19 protein-coding genes are annotated in these 22904 nt (G+C 74.8%); 10 read left to right on the forward strand and 9 right to left on the reverse strand.

Annotated features, from left to right (window positions below; translation table 11 throughout):
- Positions 1-58 precede the first annotated feature (58 nt).
- On the reverse strand, positions 59-913 hold the full coding sequence (locus tag OH807_RS33110) for an ABC transporter permease (protein WP_406206540.1): 855 nt from the start codon (positions 911-913) through the stop codon (positions 59-61).
- Positions 910-1764 (reverse strand): molybdate ABC transporter substrate-binding protein, encoded by an 855-nt coding sequence (gene modA / locus OH807_RS33115; protein WP_406206543.1) that lies wholly within the window; start codon positions 1762-1764, stop codon positions 910-912. The genes OH807_RS33110 and modA overlap by 4 nt, the downstream gene beginning before the upstream one ends.
- Before the next feature lie 450 nt (positions 1765-2214).
- On the opposite strand from modA, the gene OH807_RS33120 reads away from it, so the two are divergent.
- Complete coding sequence (locus OH807_RS33120) at positions 2215-3282, forward strand: RNA ligase (ATP) (RefSeq protein ID WP_406206545.1); 1068 nt, start codon at positions 2215-2217, stop codon at positions 3280-3282.
- A gap of 382 nt (positions 3283-3664) precedes the next feature.
- Positions 3665-4471: an MHYT domain-containing protein gene (locus OH807_RS33125; RefSeq protein ID WP_406206548.1), complete on the forward strand. Its 807-nt coding sequence runs from the start codon at positions 3665-3667 to the stop codon at positions 4469-4471.
- Positions 4472-4639: 168 nt separating this feature from the next.
- Here the strand turns inward: OH807_RS33125 and OH807_RS33130 are convergent, their stop codons facing one another.
- Positions 4640-5014: a hypothetical protein gene (locus tag OH807_RS33130; protein ID WP_406206551.1), complete on the reverse strand. Its 375-nt coding sequence runs from the start codon at positions 5012-5014 to the stop codon at positions 4640-4642.
- 398 nt (positions 5015-5412) lie between these two features.
- On the opposite strand from OH807_RS33130, the gene OH807_RS33135 reads away from it, so the two are divergent.
- Positions 5413-6021 carry an RNA polymerase sigma factor gene (locus OH807_RS33135; protein WP_406206554.1) on the forward strand — a complete coding sequence of 203 codons (609 nt, stop codon included), beginning with the start codon at positions 5413-5415 and terminating at the stop codon, positions 6019-6021.
- A 45-nt stretch (positions 6022-6066) separates the two neighbouring features.
- Positions 6067-7041, forward strand: coding sequence for a hypothetical protein (locus tag OH807_RS33140; RefSeq protein ID WP_406206557.1), 975 nt, complete (start codon positions 6067-6069; stop codon positions 7039-7041).
- Between the two features lie 204 nt (positions 7042-7245).
- On the opposite strand, the gene OH807_RS33145 is transcribed toward OH807_RS33140, so the two are convergent.
- Positions 7246-8667 (reverse strand): cation:dicarboxylate symporter family transporter, encoded by a 1422-nt coding sequence (locus OH807_RS33145; protein ID WP_406206560.1) that lies wholly within the window; start codon positions 8665-8667, stop codon positions 7246-7248.
- 229 nt (positions 8668-8896) lie between these two features.
- On the opposite strand from OH807_RS33145, the gene OH807_RS33150 reads away from it, so the two are divergent.
- Both OH807_RS33150 and OH807_RS33155 read left to right on the forward strand, forming a co-directional pair.
- Entirely contained in the window at positions 8897-10711 is a 1815-nt protein-coding gene (locus tag OH807_RS33150) for an ATP-binding protein (protein ID WP_406206562.1), read from the forward strand.
- Positions 10708-11433 (forward strand): response regulator, encoded by a 726-nt coding sequence (locus OH807_RS33155; RefSeq protein ID WP_406206565.1) that lies wholly within the window; start codon positions 10708-10710, stop codon positions 11431-11433. Before OH807_RS33150 ends, OH807_RS33155 begins: the two co-directional genes overlap by 4 nt.
- Positions 11434-11525: 92 nt before the next feature.
- Here the strand turns inward: OH807_RS33155 and OH807_RS33160 are convergent, their stop codons facing one another.
- Together OH807_RS33160 and OH807_RS33165 are read right to left on the reverse strand one after the other, a co-directional pair.
- Positions 11526-11891 (reverse strand): PH domain-containing protein, encoded by a 366-nt coding sequence (locus tag OH807_RS33160; RefSeq protein WP_406206568.1) that lies wholly within the window; start codon positions 11889-11891, stop codon positions 11526-11528.
- A 178-nt stretch (positions 11892-12069) separates the two neighbouring features.
- Positions 12070-12822 carry a class I SAM-dependent methyltransferase gene (locus tag OH807_RS33165; RefSeq protein ID WP_406206571.1) on the reverse strand — a complete coding sequence of 251 codons (753 nt, stop codon included), beginning with the start codon at positions 12820-12822 and terminating at the stop codon, positions 12070-12072.
- 247 nt (positions 12823-13069) lie between these two features.
- On the opposite strand from OH807_RS33165, the gene OH807_RS33170 reads away from it, so the two are divergent.
- From OH807_RS33170 to OH807_RS33185, 4 genes are all read left to right on the forward strand, one after another.
- The gene (locus OH807_RS33170) at positions 13070-14437 is read left to right on the forward strand and encodes a diaminobutyrate--2-oxoglutarate transaminase family protein (protein WP_406211331.1); all 1368 of its coding nucleotides are present in this window, start codon (positions 13070-13072) and stop codon (positions 14435-14437) included.
- A 166-nt stretch (positions 14438-14603) separates the two neighbouring features.
- Positions 14604-15998, forward strand: a complete 1395-nt coding sequence (locus OH807_RS33175) for a pyridoxal phosphate-dependent decarboxylase family protein (protein ID WP_406206574.1) — start codon at positions 14604-14606, stop codon at positions 15996-15998.
- 606 nt (positions 15999-16604) lie between these two features.
- Entirely contained in the window at positions 16605-17357 is a 753-nt protein-coding gene (locus tag OH807_RS33180; RefSeq protein WP_406206577.1) for a tRNA-dependent cyclodipeptide synthase, read from the forward strand.
- Positions 17358-17509: 152 nt separating this feature from the next.
- The gene (locus tag OH807_RS33185; protein ID WP_406206579.1) at positions 17510-18697 is read left to right on the forward strand and encodes a cytochrome P450; all 1188 of its coding nucleotides are present in this window, start codon (positions 17510-17512) and stop codon (positions 18695-18697) included.
- A 74-nt stretch (positions 18698-18771) separates the two neighbouring features.
- On the opposite strand, the gene OH807_RS33190 is transcribed toward OH807_RS33185, so the two are convergent.
- The 3 genes from OH807_RS33190 to OH807_RS33200 form a co-directional block, all read right to left on the reverse strand.
- Positions 18772-19569 carry an inositol monophosphatase family protein gene (locus OH807_RS33190; protein ID WP_406211333.1) on the reverse strand — a complete coding sequence of 266 codons (798 nt, stop codon included), beginning with the start codon at positions 19567-19569 and terminating at the stop codon, positions 18772-18774.
- Positions 19570-19760: 191 nt separating this feature from the next.
- Positions 19761-21011, reverse strand: coding sequence for a type III PLP-dependent enzyme (locus tag OH807_RS33195; RefSeq protein WP_406206582.1), 1251 nt, complete (start codon positions 21009-21011; stop codon positions 19761-19763).
- On the reverse strand, positions 21008-22876 hold the full coding sequence (locus OH807_RS33200; RefSeq protein WP_406206585.1) for an IucA/IucC family protein: 1869 nt from the start codon (positions 22874-22876) through the stop codon (positions 21008-21010). Before OH807_RS33200 ends, OH807_RS33195 begins: the two co-directional genes overlap by 4 nt.
- Between the last annotated feature and the right edge of the window lie 28 nt (positions 22877-22904).

Consider the following 22904-nt stretch of genomic DNA (forward strand, 5'->3'; position numbering starts at 1 on the left):
TCGGCCGGGCCGGCTCCCCGCTCCCGGGCGGCCGGTGCCGGCGGCCGGGCATGGTCGGTCACGGCGTCGACATCCAGCGGTCGCGCAGGCCGACCAGGACGGCGATCGAGACCAGCAACAGCACCAGCGAGAGGGCGATCGCCGCCTCGGGGTCGGACTCCATCGCCAGGTAGACGGCGAGCGGCATGGTCTGCGTCCGGCCCGGGAAGTTGCCCGCGAAGGTGATCGTGGCGCCGAACTCGCCCAGCGCACGGGCCCAGGCCAGGACGGCGCCGGCCCCGATACCGGGAGCGATCAGCGGCAGGGTCACCCGCCGGAAGGCGGTCAGCCGGGAGGCGCCCAGGGTGGCGGCCGCCTCCTCGTACCGCGGGTCGGCGGCCCGCAGCGCGCCCTCGACGCTGATCACCAGGAACGGCATCGCCACGAAGGCCTCGGCGATGACCACACCGGTGGTGGTGAACGGCAGCGTGATGCCGAAGGCGGAGTCCAGCCAGGAGCCGACGATGCCGCGCCGGCCGAGCACCAGCAGCAGTGCGACACCGCCGACGACGGGCGGCAGCACCAGCGGCAGCGTGACGAGCGCGCGGGCGATCCGGCGGCCGGGCAGTTCGGTGCGGGCCAGCAGCCAGGCCAGCGGCACCCCGAGCACCATCGACACCCCCGTCGCCGCCGTGGCACAGACCAGGGAGAGCCGCAGCGCCTCCCACACCTCGGGGCTGGTGAGCTGCTCCGACAGGCTGCTCCAGGGCGCCCGGATCAGCAGCCCGACCAGCGGCATGATCAGGAAGGCCAGCCCGAGCAGCGCCGGGAGCAGCAGGGCGACCGGGACGCGGCGCGCGCGCCGCCGCCGGGCCGGCAGGTCCGTTCCCGGAGCTGCCGGCCCGGCGGCGGACCGGGTGGTGCGACGGATCACGGCGCCTGGAAGCCCGCCGCGGTCAGCACCTGCTGGGCCTCGGGCGACTGGATGTAGGCGACGAAGGCGGCGGCGCCGTCCTTGTTGGGCGCCTTGGCCAGGGCGGCGATCGGGTAGTCGTTCACGGCCTTGGCGGCCTCGGGGAAGTCCACGCCGTCGATCTTCGCAGCATCGGCCTTCACATCGGTCTTGTAGACCAGTGACGCGTCGACCTCGCCGAGCTCGACCTTGGTCAGCGCACCCTTGACGTCCTGCTCCAGGGTGACCGGGGTGAGGTCGACGCCGGCCGCCTTGAGCGCCGTCACGGCGGCGGCGCCGCACGGCACCTCCTTCGCGCAGAGGGCGACCTTCACGCCGGAGCCGGCGAGGTCCTTCAGCGCGGCGAACTGCTTGGGGTTGCCCTTGGGGACGGCGATGGCGAGCGTGTTCCGGACGAACACCTTCGGGTCGCCGGTGGCGCCGCCCGCGTCGGTGACGGTCTTCATGGTGGCCGGGCTGGCGGCAGCGAAGACGTCGGCCGGGGCGCCGGAGTTGATGCTGGTGGCGAGGGCGGAGCTGCCACCGAAGTTGAACGTCACCTTGGCGCCCGGGTTGGCGGCCTCGAACTTCTTGCCGAGGTCGGTGAAGCTCTCCTTGAGGGAGGCGGCCGCGAAGACGGTGATGGTGCCGGACGCCTTCGGGGCGGCACTGCCCGCGGCGGTGGTGCCGGCCGCGGACGCGCTCGCGGAGGAGCTGTCCGAGGCCTTCGTGCCGCCGTCGCTGCCACAGGCGGTGACCCCGAGGCTGAGGGCGAGGGCCGCTGCGGCAGCGACGGCGAGTCTGCGGGTATGGGCGGTGCGAACGGTACTCATCGGTATTCCCCTCCTGGGCGCGCCGGAAGGGGCGCAGGGATGCTGCCGCAACTGCGGCCATTACGGCGATCATAGTGCCGCAAATACGAGCAGAAAATCGCCTGTCGCATTGCACAGGCGAGGAGCATCGGGGATCCCTGCCCGGCTGTCGGAACACTCAAACCGGGGTGGTTCACGGTCGGATGCCTGCCCGTCCGGACGGTCCGTCATGCCGGCGGGGGCGCGATCGGGGCAGCCCGGCGGGGCCGCGGCCGGCCGGAAAACCCTTCGCGCACGCTACCCGGGAGCGGCAGAGTGGTCACCGTCCGTATCGCCCGCCGGGTCGTACGGACGAGCCGTGCGCGCGGCCGGGCCGTGCGCACCGGCGAGCCGTGCGCAGGGAACTCCCCGCGTTCCGGCGAGGTCCACGTACCGACGGCCGACCGGCCGAACCGAGGGGGGAGCACACCCGTGTCCACACTGCGCGTCACCGCCGAGCGGCTGACCATTCTGGCCCACCCGAACGCGGACGCCCTCGAACTGGCCCAGGTCGGCCTCTACCGTGCCGTCGTCGCCAAGGGTGCCTACCGGACCGGTGACTACGCCGTCTACATCCCCGAGCAGGCCGTGCTGCCCGCCGTGCTGATCGAGGAGCTTGGCCTGACCGGGCGGCTGGCCGGCGGCAACGCCGACCGGGTCAAGGCCGTCCGGCTGCGCGGGGAGCTGTCGCAGGGGATCGTCTGCCGGCCCGGCGCCCTGGCCGGTACCGACCTGGCGGCCGCGGCCGGGACGGGCGAGGACTTCGCCGAACTGCTCGGCGTCACCAAGTGGCAGCCCCCGATCCCGACCACGATGAACGGTGAGGTGGTCCGCGCCCCCGACCTGCTGCCCTGGGTGGACATCGAGAACCTCAAGCGCTTCCCCGACGTCTTCGAGCCCGGGGAGCCGGTCGTGCTGACCGAGAAGCTGCACGGCAGCTGCTGCCTGGTCACCTACCACGCGGACACCGGTGCGCTGGAGGTCTCCTCCAAGGGCATCGGCGCCCAGGGGCTGGCCCTGGCCGAGGACGAGCGGAACCTCTACTGGCGGGCCGTGCGCGCGCACCGCATACCCGAGGTCGCCGCCCGGCTCGCGGAGCGGCTCGGCGCCGAACGGGTGGGCATCTTCGGCGAGGTCTTCGGCGCGGGCGTCCAGGACCTCACCTACGGGCAGTCCGGCCGCACCGAGCTGCCCGGGTACGCCGCGTTCGACGTCTCGGCGGTGCTCGACGGACAGCTGCGCTGGCTGCCGGCCGCCGAACTGCTGGCCGGCGAGCTGCCGGTGGTGCCCGAGCTGTGGCGCGGGCCGTTCGACCCGGACACCGTCCTGGGGCTCGCCCAGGGGCGGGAGACCGTCTCCGGGCGGGCGCTGCACCTGCGGGAGGGGGTCGTCGTCCGGCCGGTGACCGAGCGCTACAGCCCGGTGGTCGGCGGGCGCGCGATCGCCAAGGTGGTCAGCGACGCCTACCTGACCCGCAAGGGCGGCACCGAGTACGAGTAGCCGATCGGGGGTCGCGCCTCTCGCCCCGCGCCTCTCGCCTCTCGCGGGGTGCGGGGTGCGGGGAAGAACGGCGACGTCGGTGCGACTGCCGCCGCCCCGCGCGCCCCGCGTCGAGGGGCGGGCACAGGACCGGGTCATTCGAACACGGCAGACGTACGACGCAAGCAGCTTTTCGTATCTTCGTGCCGTTGATACGGGCCACCGATAGCGTCCCACGCACCCCGGACCGGAAGCGCACGTGCGGCTGGCACATGACGGGTGATCGAACCTCCGGACCGGTCCGGGCCGGTCGCCGTCCACCCGCCGTTCGGAGTCCGCCCGGTCCAGGGGGCCCGGGGTCGGCAGGACCCGTCCCGGGCCCGACCGGCCGACCGGAGGTCCGATGGGCACGACGAACCAGCTCTGTCACGGCTGGCTGCCGCCCGCGCTGTCCTACGCGGTGGCCTGCGCCGGCGCCGCCCTGGGCCTGCGCTGCACCCTGCGCGGCCTCGCCGCGACCGGGGCCGCGCGCCGGAACTGGCTGCTCACCGCGGCGGCCGCGACCGGGTCGGGAATCTGGACGATGCACTTCGTCGCGATGTTCGGCTTCGCCGTCGCCGGCACCGAACTGCGGTACGACGTCCCGCTGACCGTGCTCAGCCTGGTGGTGGCCGTCCTGGTCACCGGGCTCGGCGCGGCCGTCGTCGGCCACGGACGGCGCGGGGGCCCGGCGCTCCTGGCCGGCGGCATCGTCACCGGCCTCGGCATCGCCGCGATGCACTATCTCGGCATGGCCGCGATGCGCCTGCACGGCGGCCTCCGCTACGACCCCGGCCGGGTGGCGCTCTCGATCCTGATCGCCGTCGGCGCCGCGACCACGGCACTCTGGGCCGCGGTCACCATCCGTACGCTGACCGCCGCACTGGGCGCCTCCCTGGTGATGGGCCTCGCCGTGAGCTGCATGCACTACACCGCGATGGCTGCCGTGCACGTCTATTCGGAGCCCGCCGGTACCGTACTGGACGGCGCCGCCCCGATGGAGTTCGTCCTCCCGCTCGCCGTCGGCCTCGGCTCCTTCCTCTTTCTCGCCACCGCCTTCGTCGCCCTCTCCCCGAGGGTCCGGGAGCGCCCCGCCCACGACGGCTCGGGAGAGCTGGCCATCGAGGAGTTCCCGCCGCCGCCCGCGAACCCCGTACCGGAGCCCCGGTAGCACCGCGCGGCCTGAACCGGGACGAGGGGTGCCGCCGTGCGGGGCGGCACCCCTCGCTGTTCCCGGACGCGCCCGGCCTGTCCGGCCCCGTCCGGCCTGCCCGGTGCGTGCAGCCGGACGGCCCGGCCGGGACGGCCCGAGCGGCCCGGTCGGAGCGGCCCGGCGGCGTCAGCCGCGGGTCTGGAAGACGATCCTGGTCCAGCTGGAGCCCGGGCAGTTGCCCCAGACCGCCCACGGATCGGTGCGGGCACCGATCCAGAGGCCGGTGGTGGACGTGCCGTTGGCGCAGTACGTGATGGTGCGCAACTCGCCGGAGTAGATCCGGCAGCTGCCCTCCCAGCGCCACCCGTAGTCGGCGGTGATGGTGCAGCGGTAGGAGGCGGTGACGGCCTCGGGCGACGCGACGCCCGACCCGGTCGAGATGCTCTGGTCGGCGGCCGGCGCGGTGGCGGCCGCCGGCAGGGTCGTGGTGGCGAGCACGCCGAGGGCGGCCGCGGCCACCATCCCGAGCCTGACGATGTTCCTGGCGATACGACCTGACACGGTGTCTCTCCTCGCTGGCGGTAAGTGCCCCGGCCGGACGGTCCACGGGACCGGTAATTCCCGTGCTACGCCCGGACGGTGACGCATTGCACACGAATGACTGCGGACGGTGGGATGACGAACTACGATGTGATGTGCGTCACAGGTCGGCTGTCGGTCGAATCGTCGGCCGGGCCCCAGGGGTGCCGATTTCCGAGGGGAGCGGCATGGAGATCACCGGTCGGAACCGGAGCGGCTCCGGAGCCTTCGGTCCAGGCCAAGTTCCAGGTCCAGGTCCAGGTCCAGGTGCAGGCACAGGTGTAGGTCCGGGTCCGGGTCCAGGTCCGGACGCGGGCGCGGGTACGGGCGAGGGCCTTGGTCCGGGCTCGGCGCCCGACGGGGCGTCGGGCGCCGACGGGGTGGAATTGCAGCGCGTTTTCACGGAAATGCTGCCGAGGCTCCGCCGGGCAGCGGCTTCCCTGACCGGAAGCCCCTCCACGGCGGACGACATCGTGCACGATGCGTATCTGCGGATCGCTCGTCGGCCCGCACGCTTTCTCGCCCACCCGCAGCCCTACGCCTACGCGTTCACCACCATGGCGAACATCGTGCGTGACCAGTGGCGGCGGGAGCGCCGGCGCCCGGTGGTGCCGGACCGGGCCGAGGGGGAGCGCACTGCGGCCGACCCGGCCGGCGGAGGCCTGGCGGACCTGCACGCCCGGTGGGAGGTCGCGCGACTGCTGCGCTGCCTGACCGCCAAGCAGGCCCGCGCCGTGGCGCTCGTCGACCTCGACGGGTACACCGTCGACGAGGCGGCCGCGCTGCTGGGCGTGCACCGCTCCACGCTGGCCGTCACCCGGCGTCGCGCCCTGGCCCGCCTGCGGGCCGCCGTCGAACGCGAGCGGTCCGTCGGTGGCGGCCCCCGCGAGGACGGCGGGTGTCCGGTCGCCCCCGCACCCGACGGCGGCGACCGCGCCGGCCGGGGCCGGCTCCCCTCCCCGCGGGCCCGACCCGACGCACCGAACTGACGGCAAGTCAGCTGATGTGCCGCCCCGGCCCGTACGCTGCGCTTCGTGATCACGTACGAGGAGTACCGGCTCCGTACCCTGGTCGAGGACGGCCGCTGGCCCGAGCTGCTGAGCGCCTACCGGCAGGCGCGGGCCGCCGCGGTGGCGCGGGTGGGCGAGGAACGCGCGGCAGCCGCGACCGCGTCGCTCGGCCATCTGATCGCGTACTCCGCGCCACCCGAGCTGTCCGTGCGCCTGTTCGATCCGGACGGCGGCCCCGGCTCCGCCGCCGGGGTGGCCGACCACGACGCCGGGCCGCTCTGGGAGGTGCTGGCCACCCGGCACTCCTGGCTGCGGCTGGCGCCGCTGCTCGGCCCGGCGCCGGTGCGCCGGCTGGTCGCGCACACCAGGGTGCTGATCGGCGAGGACCTCTCGTACGGCGCCGAGCCCGACCCGGAGGGCGTTCCGCTGATGCTGGAGCCCTGGGAGGCGGCGGGCTGGGGCGAGGGCGTCCGGGTGCGCGACTACCTCCCGGCCGGCGGCTCGCGCAGCGCACTGTTGACCCTGCCCGCCACCCGGGAGGGGCTGGGCCCGGTGCTGCTGCCCGAACCGGCCGGCCGGTTGCGCGGCCAGCGGACCACCCGGGTGCTGGCCGCACTGGCGGAGTGGACGGAGGTGGTCTGCGTGCGCGGGCCGGCGTCCCAGGCGGCCGCCCAGCTGGCGCCTGGGCGGCGGATCACCGGCGGTTACCTGCCGTTCGCGATCGCCTACCCCGTCCTGGTGCAGGCGGGGACGGCGGAGCGGTCGCGCGGCTCGGCCGACGCCCGGCTGGCACTGTGGCGGGCGCTCGGCGCGATGGCCGGTGGCGGCGGCCCGCTCGGAGGCACGGGGGTGAACCGGGCCGAGGTGAACGCGCTGGTGGCCCGGATGCGCTGCTTCACCTGGTGGGACCCTTCGGACGACCTCCGTCACCTGCACCTGGCGATGGAGGATCCGGCGACCGGTCTGGCCTGGGCGGTGAGCGGATCGGACGAGCCCTGACCCGCGCCGGATCGGACGAGCCCTGACCCGCGCCGGGCCGGACAGCCCCGGCCCGGCGCGGCGCCCGCGCAGGGCGGCGGGCGCGACCCGGGGCGGACGGGGGTCCGTCCGGGTCGGTACGGCCCCCGGCCCGGCGCCGCCCGGGGGGTTGGGCTTGCGGTACCGGGCCGGGGGAGTGCTGGGGAGCCGCGCCCGCGGCTCCGGTCAGACGGTGGCGCTCGCCGCACCGCCCTGCGCGGGGACGGGCTCGGGCGGCGTCGCCGGCGCGCCGGAGGGCTGCGCCGGGGCGGCCGGTGCGTCCGCGCCGTGTGTGTCGACCAGCGTCCGCTCGTCGAACGGCACCGCGCCGGCCAGCACCTGCCCGGCCCGCTCCCGGTCGAACTCACCGGTCCAGTGCCCGATCAGCACGGTGGCGACGGCGTTGCCCGCGAAGTTGGTGAGCGCCCGGGCCTCGGACATGAAGCGGTCGATGCCGACGATCAGTCCGACCCCGTCGACCAGGGCCGGCTTGTGGGACTGCAGCCCGCCGGCCAGGGTGGCCAGCCCGGCGCCGGTGACGCCGGCCGCGCCCTTGCTGGCGATCACCATGAAGATCAGCAGGGAGGCCTGCTCGCCGAGCGACATGGGCTTGTCCATCGCCTCGGAGATGAAGATCGAGGCCATCGTCAGGTAGATCGCGGTGCCGTCCAGGTTGAAGCTGTAGCCGGTCGGCACGGTGATGCCCACGACCGGACGGCTGACGCCCAGGTGCTCCATCTTGGCGATCAGCCGCGGCAGCGCGCTCTCGGAGGACGAGGTGGAGAGGATCAGCAGGAACTCGCGGCCGAGGTAGCGCAGCAGGCTGAACACGTTGACGCCCGCGACCAGCCGCAGCAGGGTGCCGAGCACCACGATGACGAAGAGCGCGCAGGTGAGGTAGAAGCCGATCATGATCACGGCGAGGCTCTTCAGCGCGGCCGTGCCGGTCGCCCCGACCACGGCGGCCATCGCCCCGAAGGCGCCGACCGGCGCCACCCACATGATCATCGACATGACCCGGAAGACCAGCCGCTGCACGTGCTCGATCCCGCGCAGCACGGGTGCACCGGCCGGCCCCATCGCCTGGAGTGCGAAGCCCGCCAGCAGGGCGACCAGCAGGGTCTGCAGCACCTTGCCCTCGGTGAGGGCGGAGAGCATGGTGGTCGGGATCATGCCGAGCAGGAAGTCCGTGGTGGACTGCGCGGCGCCCGCGGCAGCCTGGGCATGGCCGGACTTGGCGAGCGCGGCGGTCAGGTGCAGGCCGCCGCCCGGCTCCAGCAGGTTGCCGACCAGCAGCCCGATCGCCAGGGCCACCGTCGACATCGTGAGGAAGTAGCCGAGTGCGAGGCCGCCGACCTTGCCGACCTTCGCGGCCTTGGTCACCGAGCCGATGCCCAGCACGATGGTGCAGAAGATCACCGGGCTGATCATCATCTTGATCAGGTTGACGAAGCCCGTCCCGACCGGCTTCAGCTCCACCGCGAATCCGGGCGCGACCAGGCCGACCACGATCCCCGCGATCACGGCGACGATCACCGCGAGATAGAGGTAGTGGGTGCGGTCCCGGCGTCTGACCTCCGCCTGCGGTCCTGCTCCGGTGATCGACATCTGCGGCTCCTTCGCCCTGCAGTCCTGGCGGCCCCGGGTGGTGGGCCGCTCCGACTATGGGCCGGGCCGTGACGGAGGTCACGTTTGCGTTCATAGAGTTCACGCCGGTCTGCCGCTGCCGCCGTTGGGCCACCGCCGTTGGGCCACCGTCGTCGGGTCCGGTCGCCGCCGTCGGGCCGGGGTGTCGGGCCGGGCGGGTGCCGGGCGGCGGTGGTGCACACTGTCAGGCATGTCCCCGCGCACGCTGCCCCCGCCGCGCCGGCGGCCGGTGCCCGGTGCGCCGCGTCGGCTGGTGCGCAGTCTGGCCGGGCAGCTCTTCGTCGTCCAGGTGGTCATCGTCGCCGCGGTGGTGGCCGGTGGCGCCGTGCTGGCCTACCTCTTCACCGCCGACCGCACCGAGGACGCGGCCCGCCGCCAGGTGACCGCCGTCGCCCGTTCGGTCGCCGACGCGCCGTCGGTCCGGGCCGCCGTCGTCGGGCCGGATCCGAGCGCCGTCCTGCAGCCGTACGCGGAGCAGGTCCGGGTGGACACCGGCGTCTCGTTCATCACGGTGATGGACACCGCCGGGGTGCGCTGGACCCACCCGCTGCCCGAGCAGATCGGCCGGACCTTCCTCGGTCACATCGACTGGGCGCTCGCCGGGGAGACCCGCAGCGAGACGTACACGGGAACGCTCGGCGCCTCGGTGCGGGTGGTCACCCCGGTGCTGGACGAGCAGCACCGGGTGATCGCGCTGGTCAGCGCGGGCATCACCGTGCAGTCCATCTCCGCCCAGCTGCGTGGTCCGCTGCTCGCGCTGGTCGGCGTTGCGGTGGCGGCGCTGACGGTCGGCGGACTCGGCACCTACCTCGCCAACTCCCGGCTGCGGCGCCACACCCACGGCATGGGGCCGGCCGAGCTCAGCCACCTGTACGAGTACCACCAGGCCACCCTGCGCTCGGTGCGCGAGGGACTGATCCTGCTCGACCGCCGCCACCGGGTGGTGCTCTGCAACGACGCGGCCCGTGAACTCCTCGGGCTGGCCGGTGAACTGGAGGGCCGGCCGGTCGACGGGCTGGGGCTGCCGGAGGCGCTGGTGGCGGCTGTGCTCGGCGCGGAGCCGGTCCGGGACGAGGTCCACCTCACCGCCGAGCGGGTGGTGGTGCTCAACACCTCCACCATCGGCACCGGTCTCGGCCGCGTCCTCACCCTTCGCGACCACACCGAACTTCAGTCCTTGAGCGGCGAGTTGGACTCGGTCCGGGGTTTCACCGAGGCGCTCGGCGCGCAGGCGCACGAGGCTGCCAACCGGCTGCACGCGGTGGTCTCGCTGATCGAACTCGGCCGCCACAAGGAGGCGGTGGAGTTCGCGACCGCCGAACTCGCCCTGGCCCAGCGGCTCACCGACCGGGTCGTCGCCGCGGTGGGCGAACCGGTGCTGGCCGCCCTGCTGCTCGGCAAGGCGGCCCAGGCCGCCGAGCGGGGAGTGGAGCTGACACTCACCGAGGACAGCCGGATCGACGACGGGGTGCTGCCGCCCGGTCTCTCCGCCCGGGACTTGATCACCGTCCTCGGGAACCTCGTCGACAACGCCGTGGACGCCGCGATCGCGGGCGCCGCCGAGTATCCCGGCCCGCCGGAGGTCACCATCACCGCGCGCATCGACGCAGGCCGTACCGACCCCGCCCGTACCGACCCCGCGCGCATCGACACCGACCGCCCGGGCAGCGCCGCGGGCGGCGGGGCCCCCGAGGAGGGCGAGTACCTCCTGCTGCGGGTCGCCGACACCGGTACCGGCATCGATCCGGCGGCCGTGGAGGACGTGTTCCGGCGGGGCTGGAGCACCAAGCAGGACGGCCACGGGCACGGGCTCGGGCTGGCACTCGTCGCCCAGACCGCCCGGCGCAACGGCGGCACCGTCGAGGTCGGGCGGGAGCGTGGCGCGGTGCTCACCGTCCGCCTGCCGCTCGGCCGCGTCCCGGCGGCCCGCCCCACGTCCGCCGGGCCGGTGGCGGATCGGCCGGTGGCGGACCGATCGACGGCAGACCGGCCGGTGGCGTCGTGAACCGCCCGCCGGACCGGCCCGAGATCTCCGTCCTGGTGGTCGAGGACGACCCGGTGGCGGCCGCCGCCCATACCCTGTACGTCGCGCGTGAGCCAGGCTTCCGCGCTGCCGGCACGGTCCACAGCTGCGCGGACGCGCTGCGCTTCCTGGACCGGGCCCGTGCCGCGGGCCGCCCCGTGGACCTCACCCTGCTCGACCTCTACCTGCCCGACGGGCACGGCCTCCAGCTCTGCGGCACCCTGCGCGCGGCCGGGCACACCACCGACGTCATTGCCGTCACCTCGGCCCGGGACCTCGCGATGGTCCGCCAGGCCGTCTCCGCGGGCGTCGTCCAGTATCTGCTGAAGCCCTTCGGCGCGGCGGCCCTGCACGACCGCCTGGAGCGGTACGCCCGCTACCGGGACACCGTCGCCCGCACCGGCCAGGCCACCGGCCAGGACGAGGTGGACCAGGCGCTCGCACTGCTCCGCACCCCCGAACGCACCGCGCTGCCCAAGGGATTGAGCGCCCCCACCCTCGACACCCTCGCCACCGTCCTGCGCGAGGCCCGCGCGGGGCTCTCGGCGGCGGCCGCCGGCACCGCGGCGGGCGTCTCCCGGATCACCGCGCGGCGCTACCTCGAACACCTCGTAGACACCGGCCTCGCCGCCCGCGAACCCCAGTACGGCAGTGTCGGGCGCCCGGAGCTCTGCTACCGCTGGACGGGCGGCGCGGGCCGCTGACGGCGTACGGCCCGGGGGCGCGGCGGGGCACACCGGGCGGCGCGCGGTGCGGGTGCCGCCCGGCGTGCGGACGGGCGGGGCGCCCGTCGGTGCTACCGGGCGACGTACTCGGTGAGCAGGGCCTGGACTTCGTAGATGTCGACGTCCTTGGTGAAGTTCTTCGAGATCGGCATGGCCGCGCCCGAGACCCAGATCTTCAGCTCGGCGTCGAGATCGAACGAGCCGGCCGTCTCCACGGCGAAGTGCGTGATGCTGCGGTAGGGGATCGAGTGGTACTCGGTCTTCTTGCCGGTGATGCCCTGCTTGTCGACCAGGAGCAGCCGGCGGTCGGTGAACAGGAAGGTGTCGCGGACCAGCCGGTAGGCGGCCTGCACCTGCTCGCCCGCACCGAACAGCCGGGCGAACTCCTTCTGCGCCTCGGCGTTGTCCACCCGGTGTGCGTTGCCGAAGAGTGCCACGTCCGGTCCTCTCGTCGGGCACCCGGTGCGGGTGCGTCGGGTTCCGAGTCTGACACGGCGGTGATCATGGGCCGGAGCCGCCCTTGCCCCGCCGTCCGCCGGCCGTCCGGCTGCCCGTCGCCGCCCCAGGCCCTCAGCACCGTGTCGACGCCGTGTCGACGCCGCGCCGGCTCCGCCGTCAGCTGCGCGTCGCCAGGGCGAGGAACCGGTCGTCGGTGTCCGTGTAGCTCCCCAACTGCCAGCCTGCGGCGGCCAGTAGCGGCCGGAGGTTGGGCTCCGCGCGCAGGTCGTCGGGGGTGAGCGCGCGCCCGTGCCGGGCGGCGAGGACGGCCCGGCCGACGGGGTGGAAGAGCGCGAGGGCGCCGCCCGGGCGGGTGACGCGGGCGAGTTCGCGCAGCGCGCCGGCCGGGGCCGGGAGGTGGGAGATCAGGCCGGCGGCGAACACGGCGTCCAGGGTGGCGGCCGGGAGCGGGAGGCGGGCGCAGTCGGCGAGCAGCAGGGTCGCCTCGGCGGTGTGGTGGCGGGCGGCCTCGTGCAGCATCTCGGGGGTGAGGTCCGCGCCGAGCACCCGGCCCGCCGGGCCGACCGCCGCGCGCAGCAGCGGCAGCGCCCGGCCGGTGCCGCAGCCGGCGTCCAGGACGGCATCGCCCGCGTGCAGGCCGAGTTCGGCGACGGCGGCGGCGTAGCGCGGGCCGTCGTCGGGGAACCGGGCGTCCCACCCGGCGGCGCGGGTGGCGAAGAACTCGCGGGTGCGGGCCAGTTCGGCACGGTGCTCGGCCGCGTCGGGCTCGTCGGTGCCGCGCGCGTTCACGGGGCGCTCGTCGGTGCTGCGCGCGTTCAGGTGGTGCTCGTCGGTGCCGTGCGGGCCGGTGCGGCGCCGGTCGGCCCCGTGCGCGTCGGCCCCGTGCCGGTCGGAGGGTGCGGGTGACATGCGGCGAGGGTAGCGCGCGGGCCGTAACCTCCGGCGCCCCCGTTCGTTGGGGAGGTGCGGGCCGTGTCACCCGCGCGGGTGGTTGTGGCCGCCCCGCGCGTATCCGGCCAGGTCAGGCAAGTAAAGTTAGGCTTACCTAACTTCTTGGGAGTCCGCTTTGACGCTCGCCGCTGAGCCCGCCACCGGTCAGACCGTCCCCCCTGCCGGTTCCACCGCCGTCCCCGCCCAGGGGCCGGGCGGGGATGCCATCCTGCGCCGCCAGCGCGTCCGCGAGTCCGCCGCCCGCACCTACGCGCGCTCGTTCCCGATCGTCCCGGTGCGCGCCCACGGCATGACCGTCGAGGGCGCCGACGGCCGCCGCTACCTCGACTGCCTCTCCGGCGCCGGCACCCTCGCGCTCGGTCACAACCACCCCGCCGTCCTGGAGGCGATCCGCCGCACCCTGGACAGCGGCGCGCCGCTGCACCTGCTGGACCTCGCCACCGCCGAGAAGGACGACTTCACCACCGCCCTGTTCGAGAGCCTGCCGCGGGAGTTCGCCGAGCAGGCCCGGGTGCACTTCTGCGGCCCCGCCGGGACGGACGCCGTCGAGGCCGCGCTCAAACTCATGCAGACCGCCACCGGCCGCGCCGGCGCCCTCGCCTTCACCGGCGCCTACCACGGCATGACGGCCGGCGCCCTCGCGCTGACCGGCAACGTCGCCGTCAAGGAGCCGCTGCCGGGCGGCCGCGATGTCGTCCGGCTGCCCTACCCGTACGCCTACCGCTGCCCGTTCGGGGTCGGCGGCGAGGCGGGCGCCGGCCTCGCCGCGACCTACGCCGAGCGGCTGCTGGACGACCCCGCGGGCGGCGTGGTCCGGCCCGCCGCGATGGTCCTGGAGGCCGTCCAGGGGGAGGGCGGTGTCGTCCCCGCGCCCGACGAGTGGTTGCGCGCGATGCGCCGGATCACCGCCGAGCGCGGCATCCCGCTGATCGTGGACGAGGTGCAGACCGGAGTCGGCCGCACCGGTGCGATGTGGGCGGTCGAGCACAGCGGCATCGTCCCCGACGCGATGGTGCTCTCCAAAGCGATCGGCGGCAGCCTGCCCCTGGCCGTCGTCGTCTACCGCGCGGAGTACGACGGCTGGCTCCCCGGCGCGCACACCGGCACGTTCCGCGGCAACACCCTCGCCATGGCCGCCGGCGCGGCCACCCTCCGGTACGTCGCCGCGCACGGGCTCGTCGAGCGGGCGGCCGTCGTCGGCGCCCGGATGACGGCGCGGCTGCGCGCCCTGGCCGGCGAACTCCCGGTGATCGGCGACGTGCGCGGTCGCGGGCTGATGATCGGTGTCGAGCTGGTCGACCCGACGGCCGAGCCCGATGCCTGCGGAGCCCGCCCGGCCGCGCCGGCGTTCGCCGTCCGGGTCCGCGAGGCCTGCCTGGACCGCGGGCTGATCGTCGAACTCGGCGGCCGGCACGACGCGGTGCTGCGCCTGCTCCCACCGCTCACCATCACCGACGAACAGGCCGACGCGGTGCTCGACCGGCTCGCCGACGCCATCGCGGTCGCGGCGAAGGCGTGGGCCGAGGCCGGCCACGGCGCGGGCCGCCGGGCGCCCGGGGCGGAGGCCCGGTGAGCGGGCGCGGCGGGCCCGGCTCCCCGGGCGCCCCCGGGGCCCCGGCCGTCCGGGCGACCCGGACCTCCCGGACGATCCCGAACTGCCCGACGATCCGGCCGCGCCCCCGGACGCACTCTCCGGCGGCGCGGCCGGGCCGGCCGCGCTCGGCCCGCTGCTGGCCACCGTGCTCGACGCGCTGGACACCGGCGCCGCCCGGCGCGGTGGCCCGCTGCCCGCCGGACACCCGGCCGCGCTCGCCGCGCTCGTCGCCGAACGGTTCGCCGGCACGCACGGCCCGCAGGCGCTCGCCGTGCTCACCGAACTGCTCGCCCACGGCGCCGCCGACCCCGCCGACCCCGCCTGCGCCGCCCATCTGCACTGCCCCCCGCTCGCGGTCGCGGCCGCCGCGGACCTCGCCGTCAGCGCGCTCAACCCCTCCCAGGACTCCTGGGACCAGGCCCCCGCCGCCACCGCGCTGGAGACCGCGCTGCTCGCCGAACTCGCCGCCCTGGTCGGCTACGACCCGGACCGGGCCGCCGGCGTGCTCACCTCCGGCGGGACCGAGTCCAACCTGATGGGCCTGATGCTGGCGCGCGACCAGAAGCTCGACGGCATCGTCGAACTGGACGGCCTGCCGGCCGGCGTCGCCCCCCGGATCATCGCCTCGCAGGCCGCGCACTTCTCCGTCCAGCGCGCCGCCGCCCTGCTCGGCCTCGGTGAGCGCGCCGTGGTGTCCGTCCCGGTCGACCGCGACCTGCGCATGGACCCGGCCGCCCTGGCCAGTGCCCTGGCCGAGACCAGTTGGGCCGGGCAGACCCCGATCGCCGTCGTCGCCACCGCCGGCACCACCGACACCGGGGCGATCGACCCGCTGCACGCCGCCGCCGACCTCGCCGGCCGCTACGGCGCCTGGCTGCACGTCGACGCCGCGTACGGGGGCGGCGCACTGCTCTCCGACCGGCTCGCCCCACTGCTCGACGGCATCGCCCGCGCCGACTCGGTCTCCCTCGACTGGCACAAGCTCGGCTGGCAGCCCGCCGCCGCCGGGATCTTCCTCGTCCGCCGCGCCGAGACCTACGTCTCGCTCGCCCGCCGGGCCGAGTACCTCAACCCGGCGGACGACGAACGCGCCGGCTACCCGAGCCTGTTGGGGCAGTCGCTGCGCACCACCCGGCGGGCCGACGCCTTCAAGATCGCCGTCACCCTGCGCACCCTCGGCCGCGCCGGGCTCGGCCGGCTGGTCGACGCCTGTCACCGGCTCGCCCTGGACGCCGCCGAGGCCGTCCGCGCCGAACCCGAGCTCGAACTGCACGCCGAACCCGTCCTCACCACGGTGGTCTTCCGCTACCGCCCGCCCGGCGAGCAGGACCGCGCCGTGCTCGACGCGGTCAACGCCGAACTGCGCCGGACCCTGCTGCGCACCGGTCGCGCCGTCGTGGGCCGGACCGAACTCCCCGGCGAGGGCCCGGGCCGCGTCCGCCTGAAGCTGACGCTGTTGAACCCGCACAGCACCGCGGCCCAGGTCGGCGAACTGCTGCACGCGATCGTCCGGACCGGACGGGAGACCCGGCCGGCGTAGCGCCCGCGCCCGCGCCTGCGCCTGTGCGGGGGCCGGGCGGGCCGGGCGGCCGGACGCGGGGTGGGTGGCCGGACGCGGGGTGGGTGGCGGCCGCCCCGGCCGGGCGGCCGGGCCGTTCGGCCCGGCCACCCGAATTCGGCGGTCCGACCCCGGGAGTCCGCCTTCACGGGCCCGTCGTCCGGCGTTCGTCGCGGCCAAATCAAGGCCCTTTCCCCGGGCGGATGTTGGAGGAATCCACACTGGCGTGACATGCTGGCCCGGGGATATTCGGCCGCCCCTTGAAAGTCTCCGTGGACATACGTTTCCACGGGAGTACAGGCCGATTCCGGCCGCCCGGTGATCAGATTTCGCCAACCCCCCGGTAGGGCTTGCGGAGATCCCGAAGCGCGGCGGTAACTTCATGTGGTCGCCGCCCCACCAAGAGCAAGCGACTCCCCGGGGCAGGCCGCCTGACCAGGCGTGTGCCATTCGCATGCGGTGAGTCCACCCCAACCTCCGGGTGAACTCCGCCCATTTGCCATGCACTTCGGTGAATCCCGGGAGAACCGCGGCAACCCCTGTGAATCACCTGCGAATCACCTGCGAACAACGAAGCGGAGGCAAGGCATGCGCGAAACCCTCCCGGGCGAAAGCGTCGTCACCATCGATCCGGACGTGTACGAGGCAATCCCGTTCTCCGGCCGCTGCGAGGAGATCTGGCGCCGCGGCGAGCACCTGCTCATCGGCGTCAGCCCGGGGAACAGCTATTTCAGTCACCGTCGAATAGCCGAACTGATCGGGTGGGGGCGGGAGTTCTTCGAACGTATCGACATCGTCCACGCCGACCTGCACGTCGAGGCGCAGTACGAGGCCTTCGGCTACACCGCCGAGCACGCCCGGCGGCGGGCCACCAAGGAGGTCAAGGCCACTGCCCGGCGGATCGACCGCGGAGCCGAGGAGGCGGGCCGCCCCGACGGCGTCCGGATGCACGCTCTCTCCGACTTCGCCGGCCACCCCGTGTACCGCCGGCTGCACCGGCAGGCCCTCGACGCGCTCCGCACCGACCCGGTGTTCCGTGAGGCCGCCGAGGGCATGGCCCGCGGCTTCCTGGCCGCCCGGATGGACGAGGGCCTGACTCCGAACGAGCCCCAGCTCGCCGCCGGGCTCCAGTACATCGCGGCCGAGCTGCCCTTCTTCCTGGACACCCCGGCGCTGCTCGGGGTGGCCTCCTCGGTGAGTTGCTACCACCTCCAACTGCCCCTCACCCCGGTCCTCTTCGGTCGTGACGAGGGCCTGCGGGCGGCGGCCGGCCAGGCGTACGCGGTGGTCCGCCCGGCCGCTCCGGCATCCGTCAAGGTGCCGGTGGCCCGAGCCGCCTGAGCCCGCCCGGCTCCGGCCCCACCGCCGCCCCTCGCCCCGGTGCGGGCCCTCGCGCGTCGCCGTCGCCGCGGCGCCCGCCCGTCGCGTGCGCCTTTCCCTTGCGTCTTTCCCGTGCACCTTCCTGCTCGCCCCTCCACCCCTGGAGCACAGCCATGACCGATCCGACCTTCCCGCTCTCGCGCCGGGGTGACGTCCTGCCCGAGGAGGCGACCCGGCTGCGTGAGGAGCAGCCCGTCGCCCGGGTCCGGACCCTGACCGGCGACCCCGCCTGGCTGGTCAGCAGCTACGAGCTGGCGAGGCAGGTGCTGGAGGACGAACGGTTCAGCCTCAAGGACACCGCCAACCCCGGCGTCCCCCGGCAGTACGCCCTGACCATCCCGCCGGAGGTGGTCAACAACATGGGCAACGTCAACAGCGCGGGTCTGCGCAACGCCGTCATGAAGACCCTCTCGCCGCGCGCGGACCGGGAGTTGGACGGCTGGCTGCAGGCCGAGGCACACCGGCTGATCGACGCGCTGATCGACCAGGGCGCGCCCGGTGAGCTGCGCGACGGCTTCACCGAGCCCTACTCCGCCGCCCTGCACTGCCGGTTGCTCGGCATCCCGGCCGACGACTGGCGCCGGCTGATGTCCGGCATCGACGTCGCCTTCCTCACCAGCCCCGTGCCGTTCGAAGGGGCGGCGCCGAACTGGTACAAGGACCTCGGCTACATGCTGGACCGGCTCACCGCCGACCCGGAGCCCAAGGAGGGTCTGCTCGGCCGGTTCGCCGAGCTGCGCCGCTCCCCCGACGTCCCGGACCGGGTGAGTGACGAACTGCTCGCCACCGTCGCGCTGTCACTGTTCGGCGCGGGTGCCGTCTCCACCTCCTCGTTCCTGCTGCACGCGATCATCTACCTGGCCCAGCAGCCGGAGCTGGCGGAACGGCTGCGGCGCGAGCCCGCGCTGATCGGCCGCGCGGTGGACGAACTGCTCCGGGTCAACCTGTCGATCGGTGACGCGCTGCCCCGGCTCGCGCTGGCGGACGTGCGGCTCGGCGACGTCGACGTGAAGGAGGGGGAGTTGGTGCTCGTGCTGGTCGAGGGTGCCAACTACGACCCGGCGGTCTTCCCGGAACCGGAGAAGATCGACTTCGACCGGGCCGCCAACCCGCACCTGGCCTTCGGTGCGGGCCGGCACTTCTGCCCCGCCTCGGCGCTCGGGCGGACCCATGCGGAGATCGCGATCACGGCCCTGGTCGAGCGGCTGCCCGGCCTGCGGCTCGCACTGCCCGTCGAGCAGCTGGCCTGGCGGACCGGCTTCATCAAGCGCCTGCCGGAGCGGCTGCCGGTCGTCTGGTGAGCCGGGAGCGGTGGCCCGACGGGGCTGACGGGGCTGACGGGGCTGACGGGGCTGACGAGGCCGCGGCCTGCCGGCTACCGGCCGAGCAGGATGTCGCGGGTGCGCTCCCAGGCCGCCGGGTCCGCGGCGACCAGCAGACCGTCCTCGCAGCCCGGCGCCTCCGGCCGGTAGGGGGTGCCGTCGAGGCGGGCGGCCACCCCGCCGGCCTCGGTGACCAGCAGGGAGCCCGGCGCGTGGTCCCAGGGGAGGGTGCGCCAGTAGAGGATGAAGTCGAGGGCTCCCTCGACGAGGTCCGGGTACTCGACGCCGGCGGCGTTCCGGCCGGGGGTGATCTCACCGAAGGCCGCCGCGTTGGCCTCCAGCCGCCGGCGCTGCTCCGGCTCCAGGAACCGGCTCTTGAGCGAGCCGCGCCACTTGGCGGGCTCGCCGGCCGCGGGTGACCGGGTGAGGCGGTGGCCGTTGCGCCAGGCCCCGGAGCCGAGCTCGGCGGTGAAGCAGGTGGCGGTGGAGGGCTGCCAGATCCAGGCGGCGACGGTACGGCCGGAGCGCACCAGCGAGGCCATCACGGCGTAGTCGGGGCGGCCGGCGATGAAGTTGGACGTGCCGTCCACCGGGTCGACCAGCCAGACGGCGGGCTCGGAATGCAGGGCCCGGGCGAGCCCGGGATCGGCGGACACGGCCTCCTCGCCGACCACGGGGACGGGGAGGAGCTCGCGGAGCCGTCGTTCGATGATCGCCTCGGCCTCGCGGTCGGCCACGGTCACGACCTCGCCCGGGGCCTTCTCCATGATCTCGCCGGCGGCCAGTGCCCGGAACCTCGGCTCCACCACCTCGGCCGACGCCTCGGCGAGGATCTCCGCCACCCTGTCCATCAGCACGTCCGCGCTCCCTTCGCTGGTTACCACTCTCGCACGTCTGTGCGGTGGTGACCTGCGCCAGCCCCCCGCGGGACGGGGGTGGCGGGGTGGTGGTGTCCGACCGGCGGATGGCGGGTGACAGCTTTCAGAATCTGTTCACTGAAGGTTGTCACCCGCCACCTGTTGTCCGTCGCGTTGTCCGTACGTCACCCGTCCAGGTAGTGGAAGCCCGGGCGCGGGTGCATCAGGAAGTCGTGGTGCGAGATGTTCCACCCGTACGCGCCCGCCATCGAGAAGAGCACCCGGTCCGCGGTGCGGAGACCGTCCGCGGCCGTGGAGGCGCGGGCGAGAACGTCCTTCGGCGTGCAGAGCTGACCGGCCAGGGTGGCGCGGCCGGTGGCGACGGCGGGACGCGGCCAGGCGTGCGGCCAGGCGTCGACCGGCAGGACGTCGAAGGGCTGGTCGTGGCCCCGGGTGGCCGGGGTGCGCAGGTGGTGGGTGCCGCCGCGGACCACCGCGAAATCCTCGCCGTGGCTGCGCTTCACGTCCAGCACCTCGGTCGCGTACCAGCCGCAGTAGGCGGTCAGCGCACGCCCCGGCTCGATCCGCAGGGCCGGGCCGGGGTGCCGGTCGAGGAGCTTCGCGAGGCCTTCACCGAAGGCCGTCCAGTCGAAGTGTGCGCGTGGGTCCTCGTAGTCGACCGCCATGCCGCCGCCCACGTTGACCTCGGCCAGCGGGAAGGCGTGCCGCTCCGCGAGCCTGCTCGCCCAGCCCACGATCTGCCCGGCGACGGCGAGCTGTTCCGCCGCGGTCAGCCCGCTCGCCAGGTGCGCGTGCACGCCGCGCAGCCGCAGCCGCCGGCGGAGCGGACCGAACGGCCCGAGCGGATCGGTGAGCAGGCGGGTGCAGGCCTCGGCGCGCTCCGGATCGAGGCCGAACGGCGTCGGACGGCCGCCCATGGCGAGCGCGACCGTGTCCAGCGCCCCGGCGCCGACCGGCAGGTTGACCCGGAGCAGCACGTCCACGACGGCCTCCGGCCGCCGGCCGGTGAGGACGGCGGCCAGCCGGTGCAGCTCCTGCTCGCTCTCGACGTGCCAGCGGTGCACCCCGGCGTCGACGGCGGACAGGATCTCGGCGGGGGTCTTGCCCGGGCCGCCGAAGGCGAGCGGCGCATCCGGCACGGTCGCCCGGACGTGGGCCAACTCCCCGCCGCTGGAGACCTCGTAGCCGTCGACCGAGCCCCGCAGGGCGGTCAGGACGGGGGCGTCCGGGTTGGCCTTGGCGGCGTAGTAGAGCTCCACCCGTTCGGGCAGCGCGGCCCGGACGGCGGCGGCGTGCGCCCGCAGCGCCGCGAGGTCGTAGACGAAGGCGGGCAGCGCATCCGGCGCCAGCCCGGCGACGTGCCGGCGGACGGCGTCGGTCATCGAAGGCTCCAGGGCGGGGTCGGGGTCGGTCATCCTGCACTCCAGGCCGGTGCCCGCAGTGCGGGCTGCCGCGAGGTGGGCGAGGGGGCGGCCGGCGCGGGCGAGGCGGGTGTCCGCGGGCTCCGCGTCGGCAGGTACGCGGTCTCCGCGAGGACGGTCGGGGCGAGCGGGGACGGCAGCCGGACGTAGCCGGCCTGGCGGTCGGGGCGGCGCTCCCAGCGGGTCAGCAGGTTGGCCTTGGCGGGCAGCGGCACGCCGGCCAGCAGCGCGCGCAGCCGGGGCGGGCGGCCGTGGTCGGCGGCGTACTCCTCCAGGACGCGCCGGACCACCTCCCAGAGCTCGGCCTCGGCCTCCGGGTGCCGGTCGGCGATGGCGGCCAGCAGTTCGGCGACGTGGTTGACCAGCAGGCAGTAGACCACCCGGTCCCATCCGCGCTCGGCGTCGTACGCCATCGGGCCGGCCACCTCGGGCGGAAGTGCGGCCAGCAGAGCGGCGTTCCGGTCGGGCACGAGCTTCGTTCCCTCCAGGTCGCGGAAGAGCACCTGGGCGGGCCGGCCGGCCGCGTCGACGCCGATCAGCACGTTCTGCAGGTGCGGCTCCAGCACCACGCCGTGGTCGAAGTAGGCGGCGAGCACCGGCGGGACGAGCAGCCGCAGGTAGGCCGCCCACCATGCGAGGGCCCGTTGCGCACCGGTGTCGGTGTCGGTGGCGGTCGCGATGCCGGTCGCGGCGTCGGTGCTCGCCCCGGTGGTCCCGGTTTTCCCAGTGGTCGCGGTACGGCCCGGGCGGCCCGCGCCGAGCAGCGTGGAGATGTGCGCCGAGCTGGTCGGGTACTCGTCGGCGACGGCGGCGGCCAGCAGCGGGGTGACGCCGGGGCGCAGCACGCCGGCGAAGCCCTCCCGGACGATGAGGCCGAACCCTTCGTAGAGCGCGAGGTCCGGGAGGCCGTCCGCGCCGGGCAGGGCGAGGGTGCGGAAGGCGGGCTCGCGCAGGACGGCGGCATCGGGGAAGCGCGCGGCGAGCTCGGTGAGGGCGGGGTCGAGCAGACGGGTCAGTGCGACGGCGCCGGCCAGCTCGTAGGCGGCGTTCTTGCGCAGGCAGTTGGTGATCCGCACATTGAGGCTGAACTTGAGGAACGCGCCGGCGCCGTACAGGGTGCGGACGGAGGCGGTCGCGGTGAAGGGCTCGCCGGCGGGGCCGAGGTCGAGGATGTCCCCCCGTGCCAGGGCGCCGCGCAACAGCGGGTGGTCGGCGAGGAGTTGGTACTGCCAGGGGTGGACGGGCAGCAGCCGGTACCCGGCCGGCACCGCGTGCAGCCCGTCCAGCAGTGCGAGGGCCGTCCGGTCCGTGGCGGACTCCGTGACGAGCTCGCTCCGGACGGCCAGGTGCCGCAGCTGGAAGGCCGCCCGTGACTCCGGCGCGTACGCCCGCCAGTCGCCGCGCTCGGCGGAGCGTGACTTCGGCGCGGGGTGGAACCGGTGCCCGAAGAGCAGCGCCTGCTCGGACTCCAGATACCGGTCGGCGCCAACGCCAGGTCGGCGGTCCAGCCCGGCCGCGACGCCGATGTGACTGGAGGTCAGCTGGTCGAGGAACTCCCCGTTGGTCACGCCGGTCCGCAGCTCCAGCTCGCCCTGGACGTGGCCGGCCAGCTCGCGCCAGTCCAACGCGTGCCAGCCGTCGGCCCGTTCCTCCTCGACCGGGCCGGTGAACCGGTGTGCACCGAGCTGCGAGGTGCGGCGCAGGGCGATCCGGAGCAGGACGCCGCGACGGGGGAGCCGGAACAGCAGTCGGCCGGCGGCGACTGTGGTCTGGTGCTCGGGCTGGGACACCTCCCGGAGCAGGCAGTTGAGCAGGGTGTGGGCCACTGCGTGGTCGGCGGTGGGCAGTTCGTGGATCATCGGCGGCTCCAACGCGTGCGGGGCGAGA

The organism is Kitasatospora sp. NBC_01560 (genome assembly GCF_045208415.1).
Classification (GTDB): Bacteria; Actinomycetota; Actinomycetes; order Streptomycetales; family Streptomycetaceae; genus Kitasatospora.

What these genes read in the sequence shown, in the direction of transcription:
- modA (WP_406206543.1), bottom strand. Translation starts at nt 1,764, where the DNA reads ATGAGTACCGTTCGCACCGCCCATACCCGCAGACTCGCCGTCGCTGCC.
- OH807_RS33125 (WP_406206548.1), top strand. Translation starts at nt 3,665, where the DNA reads ATGGGCACGACGAACCAGCTCTGTCACGGCTGGCTGCCGCCCGCGCTG.
- OH807_RS33145 (WP_406206560.1), bottom strand. Translation starts at nt 8,667, where the DNA reads ATGTCGATCACCGGAGCAGGACCGCAGGCGGAGGTCAGACGCCGGGAC.
- OH807_RS33150 (WP_406206562.1), top strand. Translation starts at nt 8,897, where the DNA reads ATGTCCCCGCGCACGCTGCCCCCGCCGCGCCGGCGGCCGGTGCCCGGT.
- OH807_RS33165 (WP_406206571.1), bottom strand. Translation starts at nt 12,822, where the DNA reads ATGTCACCCGCACCCTCCGACCGGCACGGGGCCGACGCGCACGGGGCC.
- OH807_RS33180 (WP_406206577.1), top strand. Translation starts at nt 16,605, where the DNA reads ATGCGCGAAACCCTCCCGGGCGAAAGCGTCGTCACCATCGATCCGGAC.
- OH807_RS33185 (WP_406206579.1), top strand. Translation starts at nt 17,510, where the DNA reads ATGACCGATCCGACCTTCCCGCTCTCGCGCCGGGGTGACGTCCTGCCC.
- OH807_RS33190 (WP_406211333.1), bottom strand. Translation starts at nt 19,569, where the DNA reads ATGGACAGGGTGGCGGAGATCCTCGCCGAGGCGTCGGCCGAGGTGGTG.
- OH807_RS33195 (WP_406206582.1), bottom strand. Translation starts at nt 21,011, where the DNA reads ATGACCGACCCCGACCCCGCCCTGGAGCCTTCGATGACCGACGCCGTC.
- OH807_RS33200 (WP_406206585.1), bottom strand. Translation starts at nt 22,876, where the DNA reads ATGATCCACGAACTGCCCACCGCCGACCACGCAGTGGCCCACACCCTG.